The sequence below is a fragment of the Paenibacillus massiliensis 2301065 = DSM 16942 genome (genome assembly GCF_000377505.1).
GTDB classification, from domain to species: Bacteria; Bacillota; Bacilli; order Paenibacillales; family Paenibacillaceae; genus Paenibacillus; species Paenibacillus massiliensis.
The window spans coordinates 808,204-825,148 of the sequence record NZ_KB898185.1 but is presented as its reverse complement, the minus strand read 5'-3'; the positions used below and the strand labels follow the sequence as shown (position 1 = coordinate 825,148).

Sequence of the window (16,945 nt, the reverse complement as noted above, 5' to 3'; positions counted from 1 at the left end):
TCAGCCTAGAAAGTGAGAGGTCATAGGATATGAAAGTCATTAAGATTCTCAATTCGAGTGTTGTGCTTGCGAGGCGTGATGACCACAAGGAAGTCATCGTGATGGGGAAGGGCATCGGATTCAAAAGCAAACCGGAGGATGAAATACAGGAGCATGAAATCGAGAAAATATATGTCCTTGAGAATGAAAGTATTTCCTCCGATCTGACTGCATTAATGAAGGAGACGCCGAAGGAATACCTGATCGTGGCGGACGAAATCATATCCTATGCCAAGCAAGCCTTATCTAGGGAACTGAACGAGCATTTATACCTGTCCCTGACGGATCACCTGTATATGGCGGTCAAACGTTACAAGGAGGGTATGACCTTGCAGAATCGTATGCTGTGGGAGATCAAGAAATTTTATCCACAGGAATTCGGGATCGGGCTTCATGCCTTGGGGCTAATGGAGCAGCATCTTGGTGTTGCTCTTCCCGAGGAAGAGGGCGCCAATATTGCCTTCCATCTGGTGAATGCGTCACAGACCGAGGATAACATGAACCAGGTGCTGTTGATGACAAATACCGTCAAGGACATTCTGAATATCGTCAAGCTTCATTTCGGTATTGAGCTGGATACGACGAGCATTAACTACTCTCGATTTCTGACGCACTTGCAGTTCTTCGTCCAGCGTCTGTTGGAGCAGAAGATGCTAGAGTCCCAGGATCATGATCTACTTGGGCAAATTATGAGCAAGTACCCGGAGGAAGAGCTGTGTACAGAGTCCATTCGACGTTATATTGAAGCGAGATTCGGCTATCATATTTCCAGCGAAGAGACGATGTACCTGATCATCCATATTAACCGCGTCATTAGCAGGTAATGAGCTACTCGACTCTTAGAATGGTTCACTTGACCACAATAGAAGCAGACATGTAGATAATTAAGGAGGAGACAGACATGGCAGAGATCACCAGAACATTTCCTAAGGATTTTTTGTGGGGAGGAGCCATTGCGGCTAACCAGGCAGAGGGAGCTTGGAATGTAGATGGAAAGGGGATATCCACAGCGGATATTGCGATCTTCAAGAAAAATGTCAGCAAGCAGGACTATAAGAAGCATCAAGCCATCACGGAGGAGCAGATTCAGCAGGCGCTAGAGGATGAATCCGACAGAGATTATCCAAAGCGCAGGGGGATCGACTTCTATCATCGCTACCCTGAGGATATGGCCTTGTTCGGAGAAATGGGGCTCAAGACGCTTCGGATTTCCATAGCCTGGACACGGATTTTCCCAAAGGGAGACGAGCTTGCGCCGAATGAAGCCGGGTTGCTGTACTATGATAACGTGATTGATGAAATGCACAAGCATGGAATTGAGCCGCTGGTGACCTTGTCTCATTATGAAATGCCCATGCATCTCGTCAATGAGTACGGTGGTTGGACGGATCGTCGCGTAGTGGATTTTTTCGTCCGCTTCTGTAAAGTTGTATTCCAACGTTATTCAGGCAAGGTCAAGTATTGGCTTACCTTCAACGAGATTGACAGTCTTGTACGGCATCCATTCACGAGTGGGGGGATTGTACCGGACCGTTTCGACAATGTCGAACAGGCTGTATACCAGGCGTTGCATCATCAATTCATAGCAAGTAGTCTCGCTGTGAAATATGCCCATGAGCTGATTCCAGGCTCCCAGATTGGCTGCATGCTTACCCGGCTGCTGACGTACCCGCATACCTGTGATCCGCAGGATGTGCTGGCTGCCTACCGCAACAATCAATTCAATTATTTCTTCACCGATGTACAGGTGCGCGGTGCTTATCCACGGTATATGGACCGTTTCTTCCGCGAGCGTGGAATTGTCATCGACAAGCTGGAGGGAGACGATGAGATTCTGCGTACCCATCCGGTAGACTTTATCTCCTTTAGCTATTACATGTCCCTGGTAGCCAGTGCCAATAGCGAGGGATTGGAGAAGGTAAGTGGCAATACCACAGGTGGGGTCAAAAATCCGTACCTACAGACGAATGATTGGGGCTGGCAGATTGATCCGGTTGGCCTGCGGTTATCTCTGTGCGATCTGTACAATCGTTATCAGGTACCCTTGTTCATTGTGGAGAACGGGATCGGTGCCTATGATCAGATTGAAGAGGACGGCAGCATTCAGGATGATTATCGGATTGCTTATTTCCAATCACACATCGAACAGATGCATGAAGCGATATTGGACGGAGTAGAGCTTATGGGCTATACGAGTTGGGGAATCATTGATCTGATCAGCTATTCTTCCTCCGAGATGGAGAAGCGCTACGGCTTTATCTATGTAGATCAGGACAACGAAGGGAATGGAACCCTGGAGCGCAAGCGGAAGAAGAGCTTCTATTGGTATAAGGACGTCATTGCCAATAATGGATTGGTGCCGCACATTACAGGGTAGAGATAACGAACTTTACTTGGATAAAAAAAGATGAGTAGGATCGTCCTGAAGCAGAAGGTCGAGAGCGGACAAATGTAGCACATCCGCTCTCGACCTTTGTTCCCGAATTGTATCCGCTAACGCCACTATCCCTTAACCGCCCCTGAGGTAAGTCCGCCCACAATATACTTCTGTCCCAGCAAGAATACGAGCAGCACAGGCAGAGACGTAAGCACGATATCTGCACTGACCAGGTTCCATTGTGCACTGAATTGTCCAAAGAAATTGTACACGGCTAGCGTCATCGGCCACATATCGACCGTATTGAGCATATACAGCGGCGCGGTGAATTCATTCCACACACTCAGGAAGTTGAGGACAAAGACAGTCACTAGTACGGAGCCCAGCAGCGGCATAATAATTTTCCAGAATAGCTTGATGCCGTTGCAGCCGTCCATAATCGCAGCCTCATCCAGCTCCTTGGGAATGCCTGAGACGAATGCATACGTGATGAATAGAGAGATCGGTATCCCCATAGCTGTGTAGAGCAGGATCATGCCCAGATGGGAATTGATCATGCCAAGCGTCTTCATGACCTCCATGAGCGGAATGTAGTTCAGCGGCAGGGTAATGCCGAGAATCAGGAAAAAGTACAGAACGTTGCTGAGCCTGGAGTGATTACGCGAGAGTGTGAAGGCCGAGAACGCTACTACGAATACCAGCAGCAAGGAGGACGAAGTCGCATGTAGCAGGCTGTTCAAGAAGGATTGGCCCAAATGTCCTTGCTCATAGACAATCTGATAATTCTCGAATATAAATTTTTCAGGCAGGCTTAGCTTCAGCACCTTCGCCTCAGCGTCCGACTTGAATGAATTCAGCACAATAACCACGAAGGGAATGAGCACGATCAGGCTCAGAATCCAGGCAAGCGCATTGAGTCCGATGGAGGTAAGCCTTTTGCGCCATTGCATTTACAATTCCACCTTTCTGCTCATCAAGCGGATAATGAACACGGAGATGATGGCCATAATGAGGAACAGGATAGTAGACAGCGCACTGCCCAGACCCCAGTATCCTTTGGCAAAGGAAGAGTAGACAGCGGTGTTGATGACATCCGTTGCGTTCCCTGGGCCTCCGTTCGTTAGCACATAGACGGCGTCAAATACTCGTAGTCCGTACGTAATGTTCAGCACGGTTGCAATCGTAATGGTAGGCATCAGCATGGGAAGCGTAATGCGAAGTAGCCGCTGCCAGAAGCCAGCCCCATCAATCGCAGCTGCTTCGTAATAGTCCCGGGGAATGGCGAGTAGGCCAGCAATGAATAGCACCATGATGTAGCCCATCCCTTTCCAGGTGTCCACGGCCATAATGGATGGCATCGCCCAGGTGAGTGAGCCCAACCAATTCTGAGCGAGCGCATCCAAACCGAGCGAACGCAGGGTGACATTGACGAAGCCGTTATTGGGATCTAGCAGACTCTTGAAGACCAGACCAATAATCAGGAATGAGAGCACCTGCGGGGAGAAGATGATCATCCGATGCAGGCTGGCCGCCTTCACTCCGCTGACGAGCAGCAGAGCGAGGAGCAGACCCATGATTGTCTTTGCAATGGAGGTCACCAGCGTGAACAGCACCGTATTCTTAATGAATAACAGGTATGTTGGATCGCCTGCCAGAATGGTGCGGAAGTGCTCAAGTCCGATAAAGTTCTTGTCCGGGCTATAGCTATTCCAGTCTGTGAAGGAATAATAGATTCCCAGCACAGCAGGAGCGACGATGAAAAGTGCATATAACACAATCGCCCCGGAAGAGAAGTACCATGGATAGATTTTGTTAGGGTTCATATCAGGTCACACTTTCCTTCCTGCCGTGAGCAGGCTTGCTTGCGGAGGAATGCGCGGCTTATTGCCACGCCTCGTCCTTCAGCACCTTGGCTTGCTCTGCCCGGCGTTTATCAATATTCTGTAGAATCTGCTCCGGCGTCATCGCACCTGCGAACATTCCTGAGATGTCCTTGCCAATATCCATCCATTGCGGGTCAATGTATTTGACAGCAGCCTGCATAACCGTGCCTTTCTCATGTGCCTTCTCATACTCGATATAGTCCGGAGTCAGCTTAGGTTCGATTTCTGGCCAGCAAATCGTCAGATTGCCCTCACCCCCGTCAAATACCTTTTGCAGATTGTCATGCTGCGTAATCCAGCGGAAAAACTTCAGCACCTCTTCAGGATGCTTGCTGTTTTTGTTGCCGAACATGGCCGCCGATCCCCCGGGGTTGACGCCAATCGTCTGATTGTCTCCCCAAGGCATAACGAAGAATCCCATATTGTCCTTCATAGCAGGATATGCATCAGATACTTCCTTCTCTGTACCTGGCACCCGTAGCAGCATGGCCGCTTTTTCCTGACCGAAGGCCTCGATGCCAGCTTCTACCGTATTGGACAGGAAGTCCTTGCCAAAATACCCGAGCTCTGCGAATTCATTCAATTGCTCCAGCACCGTTCTGAGCTGCGTCAGCTCCTCGACCTTCATCTCGTTATTGTTCAGCTTGTCATAGGTCCCAGGTGCGAGCTTCTCATAATTGGGTCCCGTCTCGAACAATGGGAGCACTTGGTACCAGCCGCTAGCTGGAGCCTGATAGAATGGGGTAATACCCTTATCCATGATCTTCTGGCTGATCTCCTTGAATTCGGCATAATTGGTTGGAGGTTCGATACCAAGCTCATTGAAGATGCGTTTGTTATAGTAGACGTACCAGATTTTGGACGGGGCGAAGGAGACGCCATATACTTTATCCTTGTGGCTAACGGTAGGCAGTATCTCCTCAGACATGCGAGAGGTGAACTCCTCATTCGTCAGGTCAATGGCGTTCTCCTCAGGTCGCACATTGGCAGGCATGCTGAGTGGGTCTACGTCCACGTTGAAAATATCCGGAGCCTCTCCCGAGGCCAGCTTCACCTTAATGAGGTCACGCCACTGGGCATCTGGAACGACCTGAAAGTCGATTCTAACGCCAGTCTCCTGCTCGTATTGCTTAGCCATTTCCTGCATAATACCTGTACGAGGGATACCCGTCTGGCTGGTTCCAAAGGTCAGAGTTACTTTGTCGGAGCCGCCCGAGCCTCCTGACGAGCTACATGCGCCCAGCAATAGGCCGGACAGCAGCAGCAAGCTTGCAAGTGGAGCGAGAATTCTTTTTTTCATGAGTGAGCCTCCCCTAAAATATGCTTGTGATCGCTTGCAGAATCGGAAATGTAAGCGTATTCTTATGTGCATAACTTTACTTTGAAAGTGGAGGTCACTCAATAGACAAAAGCGTTCTGTTGAGGTGGACATTTTCGTATGGAAGTGAGCAACGCGGATGATTTGGAGAGGTGAAAGCAACATGCGATATCGTTTTAGAACGCTGCAGCAAAGCCTTTTTACCTACTACTCGGTCGTATTCATTATCTTCTCACTTCTGGTGGCAAGCCTGTTGTATGTATTTTTGGCAAATGACATCCGCAGTCGCAGTGCTGATCAGCAGAAGCAATTGGTCACATCCATTGTGAGTAATCTGGATCAGGAAATCATCAAGATGAACAACCTCTCCATGAATATTGTGTATTCCAATCTGGTGAAGGAGCACTTTAGCCATTATTTGTCTCTGGCAGAGGATGAGCAGAAACGTGCTGCTGTGGACCCGTTGTTCTACAAGGACAACACCACGCTGATTGACGTCATACTGGCAATTATCAGCAGCTCGAATACGGCACAGCAGGCCAATATCTATGATAGCAACGGTAAAATGCTCGGTGCCGGAGCGTTCAATGGCCAGCGGGTTGTTGATCTGACACAAAGACCCTGGTATGAGGAGACCTGGAGACGAAATGGCTGGCGTGTACTGCAAATGCTACAGGGCGGCTCCCTCCCAGTCCCCACGGCATCTGGTCCCTCCGAGCATCGGTACCTGTCGCTAACCCGTGTGTATAAGGACGGAAATTATGTTAGCCAGGGGGTAGTGGAGATTTTGCAGGACGCAGCGACGGTGTTCCGTTACCCCCATGAGCTGGTCGCGGATAACAAGGAGGTCTCCATCTATGTGCTGGATGAGCAGGATGCCGTATTATATCCCTTTACTTCCGAGTCTGGGGAATGGTCTGCTGTCGGTGACTATTATGAGGAATTAATCCACAGCAGGCATTACTCGCCTGAGACGATGCATGAGGTGGCTGAATTTGGCGGTACTGCCAAGCAGATGATGACGTATGCCGTATCACCAGAGACGGGATGGACAATCGTCGTGACACAATCACAGCGATCACTCTTCGCTGGACTGAATCGGGTCACGCTGCTGGTGGTTGGAGCGACCCTCGCTACACTCACATGTATATTGCTGATATCTTATCTCATATCCAAGCGCGTGACCCTTCCGCTGCACCGACTCCAGCAGTTGATACGCACTACAGATGCGCAAGCTCTGGCGACGGGACAGAAGCCCGGCCAATTACTCAAGCTGGAGAACCCTGGGGCGATTCGCGAGCTGGATGAGCTGAATGATACGTTCTTCAAGCTTAATCAGCAGCTGGTACAGTCCTTTCAGGATTTGTTAGCACTCAAGACCGAAGAAGCTGAAGCTCGACTATTGGCGCTGCAATCCCAGATGAATCCTCATTTTCTGTATAACAATATTGCTAACATCAGCATTATGGCAGAGGAGGGGATGAACGACGAGATTGTAGCCTTTTGCGGGCATATTACAGCGATGCTTCGATACATTTCAGGGTCCAGCAAAAACGGAGTCCCGTTGTCAGAGGAGCTGGAGTATTGTGAGCGCTACCTGGAGTGCATGAAGATTCGTTTTGAGGACGATCTGCAATATGAATTTAGCATCCCGGAGGAAATGAAGAATAATCAGATTCCGATGCTGCTGATCCAGCCGCTGCTGGAGAATACCATGAAATACGGTCTTCGTGATACACCTCCCTGGCGTGTACGAATTATGGGTGAGCAGGATAAGACGAACAATATATGGAAAATAACAGTTGAGGATAATGGCCCAGGCATGGAGCCGGAGGCCATGAAGGCTATGCAAGAGTATATGGAATCCTCACGAGATTGGCAGCGTATGCCCAATATGCGCATTAACGGAATGGGTATGAAAAATATATGGATTCGGCTGAAATTATGGTATGGCGATGCGGCAGATATGCATATCACGAATCTACCCACTGGTGGGGTGGAAATTGCAATCTCTGGTTCTATTCGAAAGGAGTCGGTTAACGATGGCGATGACCTATAGAACGATCATTGTGGAGGATGAAGCACTCATCCGTCGCAATGTGTCCCGTAAATTCCGTGAACTGGATTCCCGCTTTGAGGTCATTGGCGAAGCCAGGAACGGGCAGGAGGCACTGAAGCTGATGGAGCAGGCTGTACCGGATCTGGTCGTCACGGATATCCAGATGCCGATTATGAATGGGCTGGAGCTGGCGAAGCATCTGTATTTTGCGTATCCTCATGTCAAAATTGTTATCCTAAGCGGTCATCATGAATTCGAATATGCACGACAGGCCATCACCTATAAGGTTGAAGATTATTTGCTCAAGCCGCTAACGGAGGAACAGCTACGTGCCTTGCTGCATTCACTTGAGATCAAGCTGGGCCGTGTGAATGATTCGCTGGCCCGGGTAAGCGCGGTGACCGATGAACAGCTTCAGGCCGAAGATATAACCGAGGCTGTCAAGCTGTACCTGAAGCAGAACTACATGCATGAAATTACGTTGCAGGATATGGCGGGGCAGCTGCATTTTTCGGTGGACTATCTTGGGAAATGCTTTAAGAAGGTGACGGGCGAGACGCCTCTCAAGTATTTGACAGGCCTGCGGCTGAATGAGGCCAAGCGGATGCTGGTGACCTGCGGGGATATGGATATCAAGCATGTAGGCAAGTCGGTCGGCTACAGTGACCCGCATTACTTTAGCCGAATCTTCAAGAACAAGACAGGGATGTACCCCAGTGAGTACAGACAGCAGTGGCAGGCGCCCGGGGATACGAATTGACTTAATAGATCTGTAGGTGGGGAACGTAACCTGCAGGAATCCTTTGACAGGAGGCGTGGGCGGATATACCTTCAGATAAGAGACACATTCTTGTGCGTTAGCTTGGTAAATATAGTGACGATGCTGAACTCCAATGCTATTAATGTCTAAGCTAAGTACTGGCTAATGAATGCATTAGCCAGTCAGAACGGAAGGATGGGATGAATACCATGCTGGAATGCATGTGGATAAACGCTGTAGATGCTGAGGCCGCTGAGTCCATAATGAAATTTTTCGGTCAGCAAGCCGACCAGTCAGGTTGTTCAGGAACAGTCTTACTGGAGATTCAAGGCCGATTGGGGAAGCTCTGCAAGCTGACAGGAGATCATGCTTCATGATAGAGCTTGACTACAGTGAGGATTTCAGGAGCATAGACTATATGCAGGAAGGTAATCCCAGACAGAGACGATGCTATGATATTCTGAAGCGATTGGGAATTATGGAGCGATTGGAAGGCTTCAGCCCACTGCTAGTAGGGACTATACCGATTGATATAGCTCTACCGGATAGCGATCTGGATATTATATGTGAGGTTCATGATATGGAGGCTTGCTCGGCGATCATGGAGGTTTACAGGAAGCAGCCTGGGTTTCGTCAGGCCATTCGCGCAGTACACGGTATTCAGCGAATCGTAATCTCCTTCCAACAGGAAGGGCAGTGGGTTGAAGTGTTCGGCCAGCCAATCCCGACGGTAGAGCAAAATGGCTATCGGCACATGCGGATTGAGCATAAAATCCTGACACTGCTCGGGAGCACATATCGAGAGAGGGTTCGGGAGTTGAAGAGACAGGGCTTGAAGACGGAGCCAGCCTTCGGTGAACTGCTTGGTCTGCAGGGTGATCCATATCTGGGTCTGTTAGAGATGAGCCATTGGAATGACGGACAATTAAGGAGATTTTTACAAGGGAAGGTGATGTAAAGTGAATCAGCATAGTGAATTGCTTCCGTCCCTGTTACTAGTACAGGAGATCGAGCGTGCGGAGATCGATTACATGACAGATCGTATGCTTGCTATACAGCAGAGAGAGGGGAACCCGGAGGGAATCAAGCTGCAGAGGTTCGGACATGCGGTCTGTTACTATAGCAAGACTATGCCCTGGCCTTCTTTTAATACGGTAAAAGGGATAACGAGCGCAGATCTTGAGTATATTGAGCCGATACTAGAATTCTATCGTGAGAGAGGGCGCAAGCCTCAGCTGGAGATTATTCCGGAACAGGCGAACGAGCGACTGATCAGGCATTTGTCGGAGCTGGGCCTGTATCCAGCAGGCCATCACTGCTCCCTCATTGCGGAGCCTCGGCACATCCTGAATCCTGCAGAGCAGGTTCGCCTTGAAGAGGTCAAGGAGGGACAAATGGAGCTGTATGCCACCATTCACTGCAGAGGCGCGGGGTTGTCAGATGACGGCATTCCTTATGTAACCCGCAACAATGAGGTGCTGCTTCATCGCCCAGGCTGGAAATTCTACATAGCCTACGTGGATGATCGACCAGCTGCGGCCGCAGTGATGTATATCAAGGATAGCAAGGCTTCTTTGACCTTCGCGGCAACTCTTCCCGAATTCAGGCAGCAAGGATTGCATCGGCTGCTGCTGATCAGACGGATAACGGAAGCCTACGCCACGAATTGCGGCCTCGTGGTCGGACAATGTGCGTATCTGTCCCAAAGCCACCGGAATATGGAGCATGTCGGTATGAAGCTCGGATACGTTCGTGCCTCATGGACATACCATGATCCGACGATTTGATGATGTTGGTACTGGCACACTCTGATAATTACTTCGAGATATCAATGAAGCCTTCGCCAAAAACATCACGCACGTCATGGATGGTGACAAAGGCGTTCTTGTCCTCTGCCCGCACAATTCTCTTCAGCATGGACACTTCCTGCTTGCTGATGACGATGTACAGCACTTCCTTGTCCTGCCCCGTGTAATAGCCGGAGCCCCGCAGCACCGTGACACCCCGGTCCATGAGCTTCGTTACCTGCGCTGCAATGCTGTCATGCTGTGCTGATATAATCGTCACTGCTTTTTTTGGATTTAAGCCTTCCACAATGAAATCCATGACCTTCGTTCCTACATAAAGAATGACGACCGTAATCATAGTCTTCTCAATCCCAATGACGAAGATCGAGAAGCCAGCAACGATCAGATCGAAGAATAACAGGGCGTAGCTAATATTCCAGTCCCAGTATTTGTTGGCTAGACGCGCCAGGATAGTCGTCCCTGCGGTTGTACCGCCCACGCGGATGATCAGCCCGATGCCGACTCCAGCCAACAGCCCTGCAAAAATAGCGTTAATGAAAGCCTCACTCGATGATATCTCCCAATGCTCGGTCAGATACAGGAACAGTGAGTTAAAGCCTACCGCTATGATCGTATATAGTGTCGTTTTTTTATCCAGCAGCCTGTAGCCGACAATCAGCAAGATCCCGTTAAGAACGATACTGACCATTGCCGGAGACCAGCCGAGGAGGTAGTATAAAATGATGGTGATCCCCGTTACGCCGCCTTCACCATAATCGTTCGGTATGACGAATAAATTGACAGCGAGGGCAAATAGAAATGCCCCGATAACCAGCATGAGTAATTCGTAGATTCTTTTCTTCACAGACAATACCTCCATTTATGACTGAATTCACACAAAAAAAGCGATTAAAGGAGAGTTACATCCTTTAATCGCTTTATTCACACATGAAGTGCCAGCTCTTTTGATAGTCCTATTATAATTGGCAGATCACGGAATGTAAATGCTAGGTCGGCACCAAGAGGTGCTCTCATGAAGAATCTATTAGAAGATAGCATTTGCTACTCAGTAATAATATGATAGATATCGTAAAGTGTGTTATTCATCAATTTAGCTTAATTATCCAAGTCGTAGACAGTGCACTTGTATCAAAACAATCCGTAATTCACTATGGGATATAGGACAGATGGAGGGACATATGCATACTGAAAAACCAAATTTAGTATTGGATGTTGGAGGAGTGCTGCTAACCAATATCACGCCTGTATTCTGGGAGGAGGCAGCTGAGCTACTCAAGGTACCATATACAACGCTACGAAGTCTCTATAAGGATCAAGTTCGCCAGCAACTGTGGGATGGAACGATCCGCGAAGATGGGTTCTGGGCCTGGCTCCAGCAGCAGTCCTCCAACGAAAATGTAGTATTGAGCAATGTCCATGTTACCAAGCATCTTCAACCGCTGCCCGCGTGGGATAAATTAAAGGAATGGAGCGAATGCTTCCAGATCCACTTGCTCAGCAATCATCGGGCAGAGTGGATTGTTCCTGTGTTAGAACCAATTAGCGAATATATAACCTCTATGACAATCTCCAGTACTGTTGGCTGCTCGAAGCCTGATCCGAGTATATTCCAGCTTGTTCAGGAGCAGTTACCCGGCTCGCAGCCAGTTGTATTCGTAGATGATGCTGAGCAGAATCTGGCAATGGGCAAGGCCATAGGCTGGACTACCATTCTGGCAGATGCTGATCACCAATGGATTGATGAGGTCAAGCTACATATACAAGAAATGAAATGAACGGGAAGAAGGGGACCGATAGAGCTCACTGATGCATGATTGACAGGGGAGGAAAATGGACTATTGCGGGGAAGCTTGTGAGGGAGGGCGAGTTTTGTGGACATTAGACAGCTGCTCCTCACGGTAATCTCGACTGATACGCTAGCACATGGGAGTGGAGAGGACATCGTGGGCGAGATATGCGACAGCATGTACGGAGCTCCACGAACTCAGCTGTGGGAGAGCTTCGAGCTGCTACCGCGCGTGCTGCAGGATGTGATGCTGATGATCGAGCTGGACACGGAGTTGAATATGAACGGATTGGCTCAGAGACGAACAGGAGCAGGGACTGGAATTGAAGTCAAGCCGTCCAGAAATAACCCTCCAGGTGCATTCCATAACGAGCTTTCAGGACAGACATGGCATCGACATTGAATTCATCGCGGATATAGCACAGCAGCTATACGTGTATACCGATCGTGAGCTATTTGTGTATCTCTATGACTATGTAGAAACTCATAAGAATGAGCTGATCTAAAAATCATTTAATAGGAATACTTACTTGAGTAGGAGGGGTGCATAGAAATGAGCCATTCGTGTATACGTCACTTGGTAGATAAGGTGGGACGGCATATCTTCATTCGTCCTGCAGCAGGCATGGATGCTGAGCGTGTCCTGGCATATAATCAGACCATTATTCGCTCAGAGCAGTATTTGCTAACAACACCTGAAGAATTCACAATTACGGCTGAGCAGGAACGGATGTGGATCGAAGAGATCCAGCACAAGGACAATCATCTCATCCTGCTGGCGGAACATGAAGAGCAGCTTGTGGGCTTTCTGTCCTTTCACGGTGGACACAAATCTAGAATTGCCCACATGGGAAGCTTCAGTGTTAGTACACATCAAGATTATCGCGGAAGTGGTATTGGACGTGCGCTGATGGAGGTGCTGATTGATTGGGCGAGGGCACATGATCGTGTTGCCAAGCTGAAACTAGAGGTGTTCGAGCATAATCAGGCGGCGATCCAGTTGTACAGATCACTTGGGTTCATGGAGGAGGGGGTGCTTCGTCACGAAATCAGGCTGGAGGATGGCAGCTATGCGGATTTGATCGCTATGGCTTTGTTCGTGAAGGATGCACCGCAATAGACAGCTTTCCTTATGCAGATGTACCCGTTATAATTTTCAGGTATGGTAAGCGTCACCGTAATTTTATATCTTAAGCATCTTACGAATGCTGAGCAAAGCGAGGAGTAGTGGACAACATGGCGACTATTTATGATTTTAATGTAACGAAGACCAATGGTGAGCGCTTTCCGCTGTATCAATATGAAGGAAGACCTGTACTTATTGTGAATACGGCTAGCAAATGTAAATATACACCGCAATTCGACGATATGCAGAAGCTGTTCGATGAATACCGGGAGCGTGGCTTACAGGTCATTGGTTTTCCTTGTAATCAGTTTGCCGAGCAGGAGCCGGGCAGCAGCCAGGATGCAGAAGCTTTTTGCCAGATTAACTATGGCGTGAAATTCCCGATGTTCTCCAAGATTGATGTGAATGGGGAGAACGCTCATCCATTGTACGATTATTTGCGCAAAGCCATTGCCTTTGAGGGCTTCGACGAGGACGATATCAATGCGAAGCTGCTGAAGCTGATGGTGGCCGACAAGGCTCCAGAATGGCTGCATGGTAATGCGATTAAATGGAATTTTACCAAATTCCTGATTGATGCTGAGGGGCGTGTCGTCAAGCGCTTTGAGCCTGTGTCCTCGATCGAGAGCATTCGCGCAGGTATTGAAGAGGTCCTGTAGTACTTGATAGCTGGTAGAATTGGCCAATACTCTGCAAGAGTAAACAAGATCTGTCAATTGCAAGAGAGAAGTCCATGCATCAGTCAGAAGCATGAACGGGCCAACAAGTGAAGAGTAATTCACGAGTAAGTCATAAGCAAGTTATGAGCAATTCGGAAGCAAACCTGATGGAGGGACAATACAGATGAAGCCAATTCGTAATTCCTGCAAGGCTGTCATCGTGCAGGGTGGCAAGCTCTTGCTTACGAAGAATCGCGATCAGTTCGGGGAGGCTTACCTGTTCCCCGGTGGCGGGCAGGAGCACAGTGAGCCGCTATCTGAGGCTGTATATCGCGAATGTCTGGAGGAGCTGGGAGCCGAGGTGATCGTCAAGGATATCATCCATATCCGTGAATATATCGGTCGGAATCATGAATTCGCGGAATGGGATTCGGATTATCATCAGGTGGAGTTTTATTTTGAATGTGAGCTGAAGAACCCGACCGTGAAGCTTGAGGGTGGGGCCGTACCAGATCCTAACCAGATCGGGATTGAGTGGGTGGCTCTGGAGGAGCTGGAGGACATTCGACTGTATCCTGGCAAGCTCGGACGGATCATTCGTGACCGTATCCAAGCAAATGTGTACATAGGCGATGTGAACTAAGCAGACATCACTAGGCAGACATCATAGCGAATGCTTTGCTTGCCCTGACCTCTTGGGTCCTTATTTCCCGCTATGATGCGGGTTGGCGTACGGATTCTAAAAAGTTGCTTGACATTTTCAAAAATCTCCTTGTATGATAAAAAGCATATTCAAAGGCAATGATCAAAGACATGATTCCCATGTCGGGCTGCCAGAGATAGGGGTGATTGGTGCGAGCCTCTTCAGCTGTCGAATGTGGAGTTACCCCTTTGTAGCCGCAGCCTGGAACCCCGTCTTGTTCAGAGACGCTAGTATAGGCCGCCGACTCGTCCACGTTATTGGATGCCAATTAAGGACCTGAAGCTGCCCGCATTGATATCTCGTCATTGCTGTGAGTCTGCTAATGGTCGAATTAGGGTGGAACCACGAGCACACACTCGTCCCTTGATACCGGGACGGGTGTTTTTTTGCATTCACATAACCAGCATACGTCCCGGGCAAAAGAAAGCAAGAACGAGGAGGAAGCAGAAATGGCAGTAAGTATTCATTTGCCGGACGGCTCGGTTCGGGAGTATGTAGAGGGCAGTAGTATTGAGGATGTGGCTGGATCGATCAGCAGTGGTCTACGTAAGAATGCTGTGGCAGGCAAGCTAAATGGAAGGATCGTAGACTTGTCCACCAAGCTGATGGAAGGAGCCCAGATCGAGATTGTAACTCAGGACACAGCCGAAGGCATTGAGGTCATACGGCACAGTACGGCGCATCTACTGGCACAGGCTGTTAGGCGTGTGTATGGCAGCAAGGAGGTGCAACTCGGTGTAGGTCCGGTTATCGTAGATGGCTTTTATTATGATATGGATCTGAAGCATTCGCTCAATATCGAAGATCTGCACAGGATTGAGAAGGAAATGAAGCGGATTGCAGATGAGAATCTTCCGATTGTGCGTAAAGAAGTCAGTCGTGAGGAAGCCATTAAGCTGTTTACAGAGCTGGGTGATCCTTATAAATTGGAGCTGATTCAGGAACTGCCTGAGGATAGCATCATCAGTCTGTATGAGCAAGGTGAGTTCGTGGATCTGTGCCGCGGGCCGCATGTCCCTTCGACAGGCAGACTTAAAGTATTCAAGCTGATGAATGTAGCTGGTGCATACTGGCGTGGAGATAGCAAGAACAAGATGCTACAGCGGATATACGGAACAGCATTCGTGAAGAAAGTAGAGATGGATGAACATCTGCACATTTTGGAGGAAGCGAAGAAGCGTGATCACCGCAAGCTTGGTAAGGAGCTGGGGTTGTTCATGTTCTCTGAGGAGGCACCAGGGATGCCGTTCTATCTGCCGAACGGGATGACCGTGCGTACAGAGCTTGAGGATTTCGCTCGCCAGGTTCAGCGGAAGCTGGATTATGAGGAGGTTCGGACACCTCTGATGATGAATAACCGGATCTGGGAGCAGTCGGGCCACTGGGATCATTATAAGGATAATATGTATTTCACCAATGTGGACGACACAACATACGCGCTCAAGCCCATGAATTGTCCGGGCCACATGCTGATCTACAAGGACCGCCGTCATTCCTACCGTGAGCTGCCGATCCGTCTGTCCGAATTCGGTCAGGTACACCGTCACGAATTCTCTGGGGCACTTGGCGGAATGACTCGTGTACGGACCTTCTGTCAGGATGATGCGCACCTGTTCGTCCTGCCAGAGCAGATCGAAGAGGAGATTGGGCGTGTCATTGATCTGATCGATTACATGTACGGTGTGTTCGGCTTCTCCTATGAGATTGAGTTATCTACACGTCCAGATGATTCCATGGGCTCGGAAGAGCTATGGACGCAGGCGGAGCAATCCCTACGGAGCGTGCTGGAGAAACGCGGCGTGGCTTACAAGCTTAATGAAGGCGACGGGGCCTTCTACGGACCGAAGATCGACTTCCATATTCAAGATGCGCTCAAGCGAAGCTGGCAGTGTGGCACCATTCAACTGGATTTCCAGATGCCGGAGAAGTTCGAGCTTAGCTACATTGGAGAGGATAATGGCAAACATCGTCCTGTGGTGATCCACCGTGCGATCTACGGCTCTATAGATCGCTTCATCGGGATTCTGACCGAGCACTACGCAGGTGCTTTTCCACTGTGGCTCGCGCCTGTCCAGGCAAGGATATTGCCAGTGTCTGATCGGTACGTGGACTATGCATTGAGCGTCAAGCGTACACTCGCAGCAGCGGGGCTCCGGGTCGAGCTCGATAGTCGTAATGAGAAGCTTGGCTACAAAATCCGAGAAGCCGGGCTGCACAAGGTCCCATATATGATCATCGTCGGAGAGAGTGAGATGAATGCGAATCTGGTGTCTGTTCGGAAGCGAGGAACGGACGAGAACAGCAGTATGGAGGCCAGTACGCTAATAGAGCAGCTGCACGCAGAGGTGTCTGCCAAGCGGTAGAAGAGCAAGACGATAGCCTGAGGATAATTTGTAAGACATTGATTTTGAATTGTACAATTGATAT

The 16,945-nt window shown here is 49.2% G+C and carries 16 protein-coding genes; 12 read left to right on the top strand and 4 right to left on the bottom strand.

What is annotated here, in order from left to right; all coding sequences use genetic code 11:
- Window positions 1-29: 29 nt before the first annotated feature.
- Window positions 30-863 carry a BglG family transcription antiterminator LicT gene (gene licT / locus D328_RS0103655; protein WP_018883601.1) on the top strand — a complete coding sequence of 278 codons (834 nt, stop codon included), beginning with the start codon at window positions 30-32 and terminating at the stop codon, window positions 861-863.
- Between the two features lie 77 nt (window positions 864-940).
- Window positions 941-2,416, top strand: coding sequence for a glycoside hydrolase family 1 protein (locus D328_RS0103650; protein WP_018883600.1), 1,476 nt, complete (start codon window positions 941-943; stop codon window positions 2,414-2,416).
- Between the two features lie 125 nt (window positions 2,417-2,541).
- Here the strand turns inward: D328_RS0103650 and D328_RS0103645 are convergent, their stop codons facing one another.
- From D328_RS0103645 to D328_RS0103635, 3 genes are read right to left on the bottom strand one after another with little or no spacing between them, the layout of a single operon-like run.
- Window positions 2,542-3,366, bottom strand: a complete 825-nt coding sequence (locus D328_RS0103645) for a carbohydrate ABC transporter permease (RefSeq protein WP_018883599.1) — start codon at window positions 3,364-3,366, stop codon at window positions 2,542-2,544.
- Window positions 3,367-4,239: a carbohydrate ABC transporter permease gene (locus tag D328_RS0103640; protein WP_018883598.1), complete on the bottom strand. Its 873-nt coding sequence runs from the start codon at window positions 4,237-4,239 to the stop codon at window positions 3,367-3,369.
- Between the two features lie 58 nt (window positions 4,240-4,297).
- Entirely contained in the window at window positions 4,298-5,599 is a 1,302-nt protein-coding gene (locus D328_RS0103635) for an ABC transporter substrate-binding protein (RefSeq protein ID WP_018883597.1), read from the bottom strand.
- A gap of 181 nt (window positions 5,600-5,780) precedes the next feature.
- Here D328_RS0103635 and D328_RS0103630 point away from each other — a divergent pair, with 181 nt between their 5' ends.
- The 4 genes from D328_RS0103630 to D328_RS0103610 all read left to right on the top strand — a co-directional run bounded on the left by D328_RS0103630 (window position 5,781) and on the right by D328_RS0103610 (window position 10,223).
- Window positions 5,781-7,676, top strand: a complete 1,896-nt coding sequence (locus D328_RS0103630; protein WP_018883596.1) for a cache domain-containing sensor histidine kinase — start codon at window positions 5,781-5,783, stop codon at window positions 7,674-7,676.
- Window positions 7,660-8,436 carry a response regulator transcription factor gene (locus D328_RS0103625; RefSeq protein WP_018883595.1) on the top strand — a complete coding sequence of 259 codons (777 nt, stop codon included), beginning with the start codon at window positions 7,660-7,662 and terminating at the stop codon, window positions 8,434-8,436. Before D328_RS0103630 ends, D328_RS0103625 begins: the two co-directional genes overlap by 17 nt.
- A 373-nt stretch (window positions 8,437-8,809) precedes the next feature.
- Entirely contained in the window at window positions 8,810-9,394 is a 585-nt protein-coding gene (locus D328_RS28290) for a DUF4269 domain-containing protein (protein WP_018883593.1), read from the top strand.
- A gap of 1 nt (window position 9,395) precedes the next feature.
- Entirely contained in the window at window positions 9,396-10,223 is an 828-nt protein-coding gene (locus tag D328_RS0103610; RefSeq protein WP_018883592.1) for a GNAT family N-acetyltransferase, read from the top strand.
- 28 nt (window positions 10,224-10,251) lie between these two features.
- On the opposite strand, the gene D328_RS0103605 is transcribed toward D328_RS0103610, so the two are convergent.
- Complete coding sequence (locus D328_RS0103605) at window positions 10,252-11,088, bottom strand: YitT family protein (protein ID WP_018883591.1); 837 nt, start codon at window positions 11,086-11,088, stop codon at window positions 10,252-10,254.
- Window positions 11,089-11,422: 334 nt separating this feature from the next.
- Here D328_RS0103605 and D328_RS0103600 point away from each other — a divergent pair, with 334 nt between their 5' ends.
- From D328_RS0103600 to thrS, 6 genes are all read left to right on the top strand, one after another.
- Window positions 11,423-12,019: an HAD family hydrolase gene (locus tag D328_RS0103600; RefSeq protein WP_018883590.1), complete on the top strand. Its 597-nt coding sequence runs from the start codon at window positions 11,423-11,425 to the stop codon at window positions 12,017-12,019.
- Window positions 12,020-12,115: 96 nt separating this feature from the next.
- Window positions 12,116-12,433 (top strand): hypothetical protein, encoded by a 318-nt coding sequence (locus D328_RS0103595; RefSeq protein WP_018883589.1) that lies wholly within the window; start codon window positions 12,116-12,118, stop codon window positions 12,431-12,433.
- A gap of 150 nt (window positions 12,434-12,583) precedes the next feature.
- Window positions 12,584-13,150 carry a GNAT family N-acetyltransferase gene (locus tag D328_RS0103590; protein WP_018883588.1) on the top strand — a complete coding sequence of 189 codons (567 nt, stop codon included), beginning with the start codon at window positions 12,584-12,586 and terminating at the stop codon, window positions 13,148-13,150.
- 116 nt (window positions 13,151-13,266) lie between these two features.
- Window positions 13,267-13,815 carry a glutathione peroxidase gene (locus D328_RS0103585; protein WP_018883587.1) on the top strand — a complete coding sequence of 183 codons (549 nt, stop codon included), beginning with the start codon at window positions 13,267-13,269 and terminating at the stop codon, window positions 13,813-13,815.
- 184 nt (window positions 13,816-13,999) lie between these two features.
- Complete coding sequence (locus tag D328_RS0103580) at window positions 14,000-14,458, top strand: NUDIX domain-containing protein (RefSeq protein WP_018883586.1); 459 nt, start codon at window positions 14,000-14,002, stop codon at window positions 14,456-14,458.
- A gap of 509 nt (window positions 14,459-14,967) precedes the next feature.
- The gene (gene thrS, locus D328_RS0103575; protein WP_018883585.1) at window positions 14,968-16,881 is read left to right on the top strand and encodes a threonine--tRNA ligase; all 1,914 of its coding nucleotides are present in this window, start codon (window positions 14,968-14,970) and stop codon (window positions 16,879-16,881) included.
- Window positions 16,882-16,945 lie beyond the last annotated feature (64 nt).